We start from the raw sequence: 9,353 nt of genomic DNA on the forward strand, positions 1-9,353 counted from the left end.
CTACTGGTACGTCGACAGCTAAGGTCACCGCGCCGGTGTCACGTGCCGACTACTAGTACTCGCTCGGGGCTCCTCGATTTTTTTTTTTATAGCACGCCGGCACCCCCCAAAATCCCCCCAAGGAGTACCGTCGGCAGCGCCAGATGTGTATAAGAGCCGGGGCCCCCCCCACGACGGCCACCAGCCAGGAGGCCCCACCCACGGCCGACCCCGCCGACGCCACACCCCAGGAACGTGTCGAGGCGTACTTCGAGGCCTCGGATGCAGCCGCGGCCGATGGCTGGAAGGACACCAGCTACGCAGATGACTTCCTGATCCCCGAGCTCGCGGAGAAGCAGAAGACGGACGACGCAGATCGTGCAGAGTCCGGGGCCGTCATCACGGGGGAGCGCAAGCTGACCAACTGGACCGTCACCGAAGAAGAAGACACAACCGCCACGGTTGAGTTCTGCGACGACGGCACGGGATTCGAGGCGACCAAGGATGGGAAGCCCGTTGAGATCAACAACGCGAGTCTCAAAGTCGTCGGCCAGTTCAAGCTCGTTCGCGAGTCGAGCTCAGAGCCGTGGATGATCCAGCAGAAGGGCTACTACGACGAGGAGACGACATGCGACGCGCACTTCGCCGGCTGACTGTTGGCACCGCAGCAACATCGATCGCTCTCCTGTCCCTCCCTCCCGCCTTCGCAGAAGGGGGCGTTGACCTCGACCTCGGTGACGATGGTGGTAGTGCGAACGTCAAGGTCGAGGTGAAGGACCCTGGTAACGGGGGCGGGAAGTCCTCTGGTGGGGGTGGTAGCTCGTCCGGCGGGGGGAAGTCGTCGGGCGGCGGCTCCTCGAACGGGGGGAGCAAGTCCTCTAGCGGCGGCGGGAAGTCCTCCGGAGGCGGCAGCAGAGGGGGAACCACCTCCGTCAGCAGCGGTGGCCGGGCCAGCGTCGGGAACTACTCGAGCGGGTCTCCGTCCTCGGTGTCCTCGAGCCGCCCGGACAACGTCGAGATCCTCGACGACGGCTCCCGAGCCACGTACCAGCCCGACGGAGCGTACTTGCAGGGGCAGAACGGGGGACCCACCGCCTTCTTCGACGGCATGGACCAGGGCCAGCCCGAGCCTGCGGATCCGGCAGCGCCGGCGGCTCCCGCTCCGGATCCCGCGCCTCAGGAGGGCGGCGAGCCAGCCGCTCCTCAGGTGGATCCCGCCGAGCTCGCGCAGACCGCGGTCTCCCAGATGGGGCTGGAAGCCCCGGAAATCGCCTCGACACCGAACGACACCGAGACCCTCGGCGCCGTGGGGCTGCCGGTGTGGCTGTGGGTGGCCAACCCCGGGGAGACCACGACGGGTCCGAACACGACCAGCGCCTCCGCCGGGGCGGTGACCGTCACCGCGACGGCCAAGTTCACGGGCATGTCGATCGACATGGGCGACGGCACCACGATCGAGTGCGACGGACCCGGGACCGAATACCCCGGCACCGGAATCGACCCCTCCCCCGACTGCGGCCACGTCTACGAGCAGATGAGCGATGAACAGCCCGATGGGCTGTATACCGTGAACATCACCGCGCACTGGGGCGTCGAGTGGGAGTCGAACACCGGTGAGACCGGCACGATCCCCGTCGAGCTGACCACGTCCAAGCAGCTGCGCATCGGCCAGTACCAGACCGTCGTCACCGACGTGTCCTAACCACCCTGACCTCCTGGGAGCACCGATGAACGTCACCGACCCGATCACCAGCGCACACCTCGGATTCGGCGAGCCGACCGGCAACCGCAGGGAGGCTGTCACCACGGTCCGCCTGACCCATGCCAGCGGCCAGATCGAGGACGTGTCGCTCACCGAGGAGGTCACCCAAGTCGGGCCACTCGAGGGTCTCCTCCTGCTCACCGATCGAGCCACAGATCAGGGCCAGGGGTTCCCCTTCACCTACGAGGCCACCAAGGACCTCACCCTCGAGGACTTCATGGATCCACGGCCCCGGCCGGCGAGCTGATCCATCCGACCAGAGACATCCAGTCCAGGCACGCTGATAGGAGAGCACGATGCCCGAGAACCTCGACATCAAGGACGGGCCCACCTGGGCGCTTGCTCGCGAGGAGATCGTCACGTACCCGATCGGGCACGGCCGCGATCTGATCCTGGTGGCGACCTTTGCGCGCACGGTGCGCTCGGGGAGGATCTTCCGACGCTCCACTGAGCAGTTCATGCACCTGTCGATCCCGTTGAAGGTCGGCGATTGGACGACGGGCAGCACGATGACGAACTTCGCCGAGAGCCTGTCCGCCGAGCTGTTCAAGGACCCCGCGACGAACGCCCTGTGCAACCGCTGGTCGGACGAGTTCACTCGGGACAACGGCTACGTCGCCCACCCACTGCTGGCCCGGACCAAGGAGCCCCCGGTCATCAGCCAGGACATCCTCGTCGACGAGAACGGGGAGGTCTCGAACCACCTGATGAGGAAGTCGAAAGGCAACCTGGCAGTGATCAGCTGGTACAACTACAAGATCAACGACGTCGCCGAGATGATTCAGGGGGACACCTCGTGCCTCCTCCTCAGCGATGCGGAATCGGCCGAGTACGCCGACCGTGTCGATCCGTCGTGGCGAGCTCGTGAGAAGGCACTCCGCGCGGACCGTGACGACAACATGCGCCTGTTCTTCGAGCGCTTCGGCATCGAGTAACCTCGCGGATCCCCTCCCCTCGCCCCATACTGGGGGCAGCCTGAGGGAGGTTCTCGATGTGCGGACGATTCACGCTGGCATTCGATCTGAGTGCGAGTGGCCAGGCGAGCCGTTGCGGCAGACCTGCGGACGGGTTCAGGTCTGTCGCAGCACGGTCTGCGCTGAGTGCTTGCCCCGGGTCGTAGCGATCCGGGGCATGCGCGGTACCGCTTCGCGTCCGACAGGTGAGTCTGCGTGCCTAGAAGTCCCAGTCGTCGTCGCTGGTGTGCTCGGCCTTGCCGATGATGTACGACGATCCGCTTCCGCTGAAGAAGTCGTGGTTCTCGTCGGCGCTGGGGGCGAGGGCGGCGAGGATCTCTGGGCTGACTGACGTCTCCTCGGCGGTGAACCGTGCCGGGTAGCCGAGGTTCATGAGGGATTTGTTCGCGTTGTAGCGCACGAATGCGGCGACATCGTCCATTAGCCCGAGGGGTTCGTAGAGCTCGCCTGAGTAGTCGAGCTCAAGGTCGTAGAGCTCTTCGAGCAGGGTGTACGTGAACTCCTTCATCTCGTCGCGGCGGTTGGGGTGAGCCTCGAGGCCGCGCTGGTACTTGTAGCCCGAGTAGTAGCCGTGCACGGCCTTGTCGCGCAGGATGAGTCGGATCATGTCGGCGGTGTTGGTCAGGGTGGCGTGCACGGAGAAGTGCAGCGGCAGGTAGAAGCCGGCGTAGAGCAGAAGGCTGGAGAGCAGGGTGGAGGACACCTTCCGCTTTAACGGGTCGGGCCCGTAGTAGTACTGGAGCACCTTCTTGCATCGCGCTTGAAGCAGGTCGTTTCCGATCGCCCAGCGGTAGGCCTCATCGATCTCTCGGGTACTGGTCAGGGTCGAGAACACCGAGGAGTACGAGCGGGCGTGGACGGACTGCATGAAGGCGATGTTGGTGTAGACGGCTTCCTCGTGCTCTGTGCGGGCGTCCTGGATCTGGCAGATCTCCCCGACGGTGGCCTGCACGGTGTCGAGCATGGTAAGGCCGGTGAAGACTCGCATGGTGAGGGTTCGTTCATGGGGCGCGAGTGCTTGCCAGGCCTGGTGGTCGTTGGACAGGGGCACCTTCTCGGGCAGCCAGAAGTTCGCGGTCAGGCGGTTCCAGATCTCGAGGTCCTTCTCGTCGCTCACGCGGTTCCAGTTGATCGGACGCAGCGGTGCGCTGGGGTCGTGTCGGTATGCCGGAGGGGTGATGGAGCCTTCTACGGCTGTTGTGGCGGTCATGCTGTTCTCCTCTGTTCGTTGTTCTTGTCGTTCGTCGTGGCTGTCCGTTGCCAGAACAGGTCGAGCCCTTCGTTCACGCGCTCGATGTCGCGCTGGGTGCCAAGGAGTTCGAAGCGATAGAGCTCTGGGACGCCGCACTTTCGGGAGATGACTGGGCCGGCGAGGCAGTAGTGCTCGCCGAAGTTGGTGTTGCCCGCGGTGATGACCCCGCGCAGCAGAGCACGATTGGCGGGATCGTTGAGGAAGGCGATGACCTGCTTCGGTACGGCCCCGGCCTGCTCGCCGCCGCCGTAGGTGGGGACCACCAGAACGAAGGGGCGGCATACGCGGATCATCCCCTCGATGCGGGGTCGGAGCGGGATCCGCACCGCAGGCCGCCCCAGCCTCTCCACGAAGCGCAGCGTGTTCTCGGAGACGCTGGAGAAGAACACGAGATCTGCTGACTCCTGTGGCGTCAGGTCACGTGTTCCGAGTCCCGGTGCCGCGCGCTCGATGCCTGCCGTCATCGATCCCTCCTTCGTCGTCGTCACACTCGACCCGACCTTGAACTACTAGATGTTGGGTCTGCACTCCGCGGGGGTGACACATGTAGTGATATCAAGCCCGACGGCCCTCAAGCGTACGCCACGCCGGGTTTGAAACTTCGGCGTGTCGAACCTTAGGATCTGGGCGTCTAGAAGTGACCACGCGTGTGGTCGTGAGCGGAGAGAGGTCACTGATGCAGGTGCGAGGGCGATGGAAGGCTGTGCTCGGCGCGGTCGTTGCGAGTGCGGCGCTGGTGCTCACCGGCTGCTCCGCTGGGGCCAGGCCGGATGCTGCCGACGACGGAGAGAAGCCGGTGGTGTTGACGACGTTCACCGTGCTGGAGGACATCGCGGAGAATGTTGCGGGCGACCACCTCGTGGTCGAGTCGATCACGAAGCCTGGCGCGGAGATCCACGGGTACGAGCCGACGCCGGGAGACATCCGGAAGGCCTCGGATGCCGACCTGATCCTGGACAACGGCTTGAACCTGGAGGTGTGGTTCGGCCAGTTCGTCGAGGAAGTCGATGTGCCTCATGTCGTGGTCTCGGAGGGGATCGATCCCATCGACATCGCGGGGGACGCCTACGCGGGCAAGCCCAACCCGCACGCCTGGATGAGCCCGAAGAACGTGCAGGTGTACGTCGACAACATGGTCGCGGCGTTCAGCGATCTCGACCCGGAACACGCTGAGGACTACGAGAGGAACGGGGAGACCTACAAGCAGCAGCTCCAGCAGGTCCAAGATGACCTGACGGGCGAGCTCGAAAGTCTTCCGACCAGCCAGAGAGCGCTGGTGACCTGCGAGGGCGCATTCTCCTACCTCGCCCGAGATGCCGGGCTGACCGAGAAGTACATCTGGCCCGTCAACGCCGAGCAGCAGGCGACCCCGCAGCAGATCACCTCCGCGATCGAGTTCGTCGACGAGAACGAGGTCCCCGCCGTGTTCTGCGAGTCGACGGTCTCCGACGACCCCATGCAGCAGGTTGTGGGTGCTACGAATGCACGCTTCGGAGGAACGCTGTTCGTGGACTCGCTCTCCGAGGAAGGCGGCCCGGTGCCCACGTACCTGGATCTGATCCGCCACGATGCGGACACCATCACTGCGGGACTCACCGGAGAGGACTCATGACGACAGCGGCGATCGATGTCAAAGGTGTCACCGTCCGCTACGGCGATGTACTCGCCCTCGACGACGTATCTGTTGCGGTGCGGGCGGGTGCGGTGACGGGGTTGATCGGAATGAACGGCTCCGGGAAGTCCACCTTGTTCAAGGCGATCACCGGCATGGTCCGGCCTGACGCAGGCAGCGTCCTGCTGAATGGCGCGCAGCCGGCGCCGGCCAGGCGGCGAGGACTCGTCGGCTACGTCCCCCAGAGCGAGGACGTCGACTGGGCTTTCCCCGTCTCTGTCCGAGACGTCGTGATGATGGGAAGGTACGGCCACCAGGGCGCCACGCGCCGAGTTCGGCCCGCTGACCGCATCGCTGTGGACGAAGCCTTGGAGAGGGTGGAGCTCACGGAGTACGCCGATCGACAGATCGGCCAGCTCTCCGGCGGGCAGAAGAAGCGCGCCTTCGTCGCCCGCGGGATCGCCCAAGACGCACGGATCATGCTGCTGGATGAGCCCTTCGCCGGCGTCGACAAGCGCAGCGAAGCCACCATCGTCGATCTTCTCCGCGCACTCGCGGACGACGGCCGCACCGTCCTTGTCTCCACCCACGACCTCCATGCTCTGCCGCAGCTGGCCGACGACGCCGTGCTGCTGCTGCGAACCATCCTCTTCCACGGCCCGGTGGACGAGGCCCTCACGCCCGAGAGGCTCGCTCTCGCCTTCGGTCTGGACGTTCTGCAGCAGGAGGGTGCCGCATGACGCCGCTCGACTGGCTCCTCGAGCCGCTCTCCTACGACTTCATGACCCGTGCGCTCGTCACGACCGTGATCGCTGCCGTGGTGTGCGCACTGCTGTCGTGCTGGCTGGTGCTCATCGGATGGTCGCTCATGGGGGATGCCGTATCTCACGCCGTCCTCCCCGGAGTCGTCATCGCCTACATCCTCGGCGTCCCTTTCGCCATCGGTGCGGTCGTCTTCGGGTTCCTGGCGGTCGGAATGATCGGTCTCGTCCGTGGGACGAGCCGCGTGAAGGAGGACGCGGCCATCGGCATCGTTTTCACCACTCTCTTCGCCCTGGGGCTGGTCCTGATCTCGGTCACACCCAGCCAGACCGACCTCAATCACATCATCTTCGGCAACATCCTCGGCGTCTCCCGCGCAGATCTCGTCCAGATCGCGATCCTGGCAACCGTGGCTCTCATCGCCCTGGTGTTCAAACGTCGCGACCTCACGCTCTATGCCTTCGACCCGACACACGCCCACGCCATCGGCCTGTCTCCCCGATTCCTCGGCGCGCTGCTGCTGGGTCTTCTGGCGCTGACCGCAGTTGCCGCTCTACAGGTCGTGGGAGTGGTGCTCGTCGTCGCGATGCTCATCATTCCCGGAGCGACGGCCTACCTGCTCACCGACCGCTTCGGGCGGATGCTCGTGATCGCGCCGGTCCTCTCGTCACTCTGTTCCGTGGTCGGGATCTACATCAGCTACTGGGTCGACGCCTCACCAGGCGGCCTCGTCGTCCTCACCCAGGGATGCGCCTTCGCGCTCGTCTACCTCATCAGTCCCAAGCACGGCCTGCTCAGCAAAAAGGCTGGAGTCCGCCGGTATCGACGCGATACGGCGCGCCGGCGTGAGGATCAGGTTGGATCCGCCGAGACGTAGAGGGCATCTGTCGCAGAGCGTCCCAGCAACGTTGGCGAGCCCACTTCTCCAGAACGAACTTCCAGCGCATCGGAGAACGGCGCTCCCGCCGCGACCACAAGCGTGGCCCCGACTCCGATGCCCTGGGACTCGAAGAACTGCAACATCGCCGGGTCCGTGTCCGAGATCCGCTCGACCACAAACCTGCCCTCCGCTCCGACGTCGGTGAGACGCCGCGCATCAGGCACGGTCACTGTTCCGTCCGCTGCAGGGATCGGATCACCGTGCGGGTCACGCCGGGGGCGACCCAGAACGTCATCGATCCTCTCCACCATCAAGTCCGAGACGGCGTGCTCGAGCTGCTCGGCCTCCTCGTGGACCTCGTCCCACCGATACCCGAGGGTCTCCACCAGAAACGTCTCGATCAAGCGATGCCGCCGCACCATCACCAGCGCGTACGAACGACCGACCTCCGTCAACTCGACCGAGCCATACCTCGCGTGAGACAGAAGACCCTGCTCAGTCAGTTTCCGCACCGCATCCGAAGCGGACGACAGGGCAACACCGGTCCGCTGCGCGATGAGCTTCAACGTCACTGGCTCGTCACTCCACTCGGACAACCCCCAGATCGCCTTCAGATAGTTCTGGGCACTCGCAGACAGCTCATCGACGGACATGGCACGACGATAGCCTCGAAGCTTCAACTTAGCTATATAGAACTCGAGGCTTCGGCGCGCCACGGACTCACGTAGTAGGCATCGACCGTGAGGTGCGTCCCGGGCCCGCGCCTCATCCGGCACTGACGCAGAACCCTGAGAACAATGCTCAGCCGAATGAATCTCTCCCCCGGCAACGGAGACGGGCTGCTGCGCTCCTACATCGCCACGAGCGACGACCGGGCAGCTCAGTGGGAGCCGACCTACAGCATCCCGCCGCGCACGAAGGCTCCCGTGGTGCGCGAGTTCGTCGACGAGGACGGAGCGAAGCACCGCACCCTCGAGCTCGCCCGTTGGGGCCTGCACCCGGCGTGGGCGAAGGACAAGGGCCCTCGGCCGATCAACGCGCGCCTGGAGACCGTGAGCAGCAACGGGATGTTCCGCGGCGCGTTCTCAAGTGCCCGGGCCGTGATCCCGATGACCGGCTACTACGAGTGGGCCGAGGCTGCCGACGGCGGCAAGGATCCGTACTTCATCCACCACCCTGACGGGGAGCTGCTGCACGCCGCCGGTCTCACCGCCGCCAGGAAGGACGAGGACGACGCGTGGGATGTGTCCTTCACGGTGATCACGCGCGAGGCGCGGGATGCCGGAGGCGAGGTCCACGACCGGATGCCGACCTTCCTGACCGAGGACGTGATCGAGGAGTGGCTCTCCCCCGGGAAGCTCGAGGCCGACCAGAAGGCGCCGCTGCTCGCGCAGCTCGAGGACGTCTCTTCCACGATCGCGGGGCAGCTCGTCACCCGCCCCGTAGATCGGCAGGTCAACAGCGTCCGCGGCCTGGACCGCTCCGATCCTTCCCTGATCGCACCGATCTGACCTCGAGCACAACTGATCGAACGGACCAGGAGCCATGGCCACACCCGAAAGGTTCTCCGGTCTGCATAGGGTGCTTACCGGCGAGGATGCAAAGGCGATGGGGCAGGAGATCGCCCGCGCGGCTGGCCGACCGGAGACCCAGAGCGCCGGCCTCCGACCCGGCCGCATACAGCCGAGCGAGGAGCCCTCCCGTGGCCCTCACCCAGGTGAGGTCAGCGGCTCTTGATCTTGCAGTAGGTCTGGACGGCGATCAGATCAGCGTCGTCCTCGCGGATCTCCGTCTGGCGCGTCTTGGTCGCCGGCTCGGCACGCCCGCTGTCAACGTCGCGCATCCAGTAGGTGGGGTGTGTCAAGGATTTCGGACAGTCGATGTGTTCTCCGGTGGTCAGGCGACCACTGGGAGGGTGGTGGGGGTGGTCTGCTCGGTCCACGCCTTGGCGGGGGTGCGGTAGCCGAGCGATGAGTGGAGGCGGGCGCGGTTATAGAAAGCCTCGATGTAGTCGGCGATCGCGAATCGTGCCCGACGATGCTCAGAGAATACGTGGTGGTGATACATCTCGTTCTTCAGCGAGGAGAAGAAGCTCTCCGCGACGGCATTGTCCCAGCACACTCCGGTCCTCC

The 9,353-nt window shown here is 65.3% G+C and carries 12 protein-coding genes; 8 read left to right on the top strand and 4 right to left on the bottom strand.

The window, feature by feature from the left end:
* The first annotated feature begins 143 nt into the window (after positions 1–143).
* The 4 genes from MU407_RS12925 to MU407_RS12940 all read left to right on the top strand — a co-directional run bounded on the left by MU407_RS12925 (position 144) and on the right by MU407_RS12940 (position 2,676).
* Positions 144–632, top strand: a complete 489-nt coding sequence (locus MU407_RS12925; protein ID WP_246958106.1) for a hypothetical protein — start codon at positions 144–146, stop codon at positions 630–632.
* Between the two features lie 335 nt (positions 633–967).
* Entirely contained in the window at positions 968–1,681 is a 714-nt protein-coding gene (locus tag MU407_RS12930) for an ATP/GTP-binding protein (RefSeq protein ID WP_102237471.1), read from the top strand.
* A 25-nt stretch (positions 1,682–1,706) separates the two neighbouring features.
* Entirely contained in the window at positions 1,707–1,988 is a 282-nt protein-coding gene (locus tag MU407_RS12935) for a hypothetical protein (RefSeq protein ID WP_102237470.1), read from the top strand.
* 49 nt (positions 1,989–2,037) lie between these two features.
* Positions 2,038–2,676 carry a hypothetical protein gene (locus MU407_RS12940; RefSeq protein WP_246958108.1) on the top strand — a complete coding sequence of 213 codons (639 nt, stop codon included), beginning with the start codon at positions 2,038–2,040 and terminating at the stop codon, positions 2,674–2,676.
* A 238-nt stretch (positions 2,677–2,914) separates the two neighbouring features.
* Here the strand turns inward: MU407_RS12940 and nrdF are convergent, their stop codons facing one another.
* Positions 2,915–3,925: a class 1b ribonucleoside-diphosphate reductase subunit beta gene (gene nrdF / locus MU407_RS12945; protein WP_246958110.1), complete on the bottom strand. Its 1,011-nt coding sequence runs from the start codon at positions 3,923–3,925 to the stop codon at positions 2,915–2,917.
* A complete protein-coding gene (gene nrdI, locus MU407_RS12950) occupies positions 3,922–4,431 on the bottom strand; it encodes a class Ib ribonucleoside-diphosphate reductase assembly flavoprotein NrdI (RefSeq protein WP_246958112.1) in 510 nt (169 codons plus the stop codon). The genes nrdF and nrdI overlap by 4 nt, the downstream gene beginning before the upstream one ends.
* A gap of 212 nt (positions 4,432–4,643) precedes the next feature.
* Here nrdI and MU407_RS12955 point away from each other — a divergent pair, with 212 nt between their 5' ends.
* Genes MU407_RS12955 through MU407_RS12965 form a run of 3 tightly spaced genes read left to right on the top strand, consistent with a single transcriptional unit; the run spans position 4,644 to position 7,218 of the window.
* A complete protein-coding gene (locus MU407_RS12955) occupies positions 4,644–5,579 on the top strand; it encodes a metal ABC transporter substrate-binding protein (RefSeq protein ID WP_246958121.1) in 936 nt (311 codons plus the stop codon).
* Positions 5,576–6,319 carry a metal ABC transporter ATP-binding protein gene (locus tag MU407_RS12960; protein ID WP_246958114.1) on the top strand — a complete coding sequence of 248 codons (744 nt, stop codon included), beginning with the start codon at positions 5,576–5,578 and terminating at the stop codon, positions 6,317–6,319. Before MU407_RS12955 ends, MU407_RS12960 begins: the two co-directional genes overlap by 4 nt.
* Positions 6,316–7,218 carry a metal ABC transporter permease gene (locus MU407_RS12965; protein WP_193119571.1) on the top strand — a complete coding sequence of 301 codons (903 nt, stop codon included), beginning with the start codon at positions 6,316–6,318 and terminating at the stop codon, positions 7,216–7,218. Before MU407_RS12960 ends, MU407_RS12965 begins: the two co-directional genes overlap by 4 nt.
* On the opposite strand, the gene MU407_RS12970 is transcribed toward MU407_RS12965, so the two are convergent.
* Positions 7,194–7,874 (bottom strand): metal-dependent transcriptional regulator, encoded by a 681-nt coding sequence (locus MU407_RS12970; RefSeq protein ID WP_246958116.1) that lies wholly within the window; start codon positions 7,872–7,874, stop codon positions 7,194–7,196. The two genes, MU407_RS12965 and MU407_RS12970, sit on opposite strands and share 25 nt — an antisense overlap.
* A 156-nt stretch (positions 7,875–8,030) precedes the next feature.
* On the opposite strand from MU407_RS12970, the gene MU407_RS12975 reads away from it, so the two are divergent.
* The gene (locus MU407_RS12975) at positions 8,031–8,732 is read left to right on the top strand and encodes an SOS response-associated peptidase (RefSeq protein ID WP_246958117.1); all 702 of its coding nucleotides are present in this window, start codon (positions 8,031–8,033) and stop codon (positions 8,730–8,732) included.
* A 385-nt stretch (positions 8,733–9,117) separates the two neighbouring features.
* On the opposite strand, the gene MU407_RS12980 is transcribed toward MU407_RS12975, so the two are convergent.
* On the bottom strand, positions 9,118–9,353 hold a 236-nt coding region (locus MU407_RS12980; protein ID WP_246958119.1), incomplete at its 5' end, for an integrase core domain-containing protein.

It is taken from the genome of Brachybacterium sp. Marseille-Q7125 (genome assembly GCF_023062615.1).
Taxonomy (GTDB): Bacteria; Actinomycetota; Actinomycetes; order Actinomycetales; family Dermabacteraceae; genus Brachybacterium.

Coding starts and splice junctions, on each gene's coding strand:
- MU407_RS12925 (WP_246958106.1), top strand. CDS start 144: ATGTGTATAAGAGCCGGGGCCCCCCCCACGACGGCCACCAGCCAGGAG.
- MU407_RS12935 (WP_102237470.1), top strand. CDS start 1,707: ATGAACGTCACCGACCCGATCACCAGCGCACACCTCGGATTCGGCGAG.
- MU407_RS12940 (WP_246958108.1), top strand. CDS start 2,038: ATGCCCGAGAACCTCGACATCAAGGACGGGCCCACCTGGGCGCTTGCT.
- nrdF (WP_246958110.1), bottom strand. CDS start 3,925: ATGACCGCCACAACAGCCGTAGAAGGCTCCATCACCCCTCCGGCATAC.
- nrdI (WP_246958112.1), bottom strand. CDS start 4,431: ATGACGGCAGGCATCGAGCGCGCGGCACCGGGACTCGGAACACGTGAC.
- MU407_RS12955 (WP_246958121.1), top strand. CDS start 4,644: ATGCAGGTGCGAGGGCGATGGAAGGCTGTGCTCGGCGCGGTCGTTGCG.
- MU407_RS12960 (WP_246958114.1), top strand. CDS start 5,576: ATGACGACAGCGGCGATCGATGTCAAAGGTGTCACCGTCCGCTACGGC.
- MU407_RS12965 (WP_193119571.1), top strand. CDS start 6,316: ATGACGCCGCTCGACTGGCTCCTCGAGCCGCTCTCCTACGACTTCATG.
- MU407_RS12970 (WP_246958116.1), bottom strand. CDS start 7,874: ATGTCCGTCGATGAGCTGTCTGCGAGTGCCCAGAACTATCTGAAGGCG.
- MU407_RS12975 (WP_246958117.1), top strand. CDS start 8,031: ATGAATCTCTCCCCCGGCAACGGAGACGGGCTGCTGCGCTCCTACATC.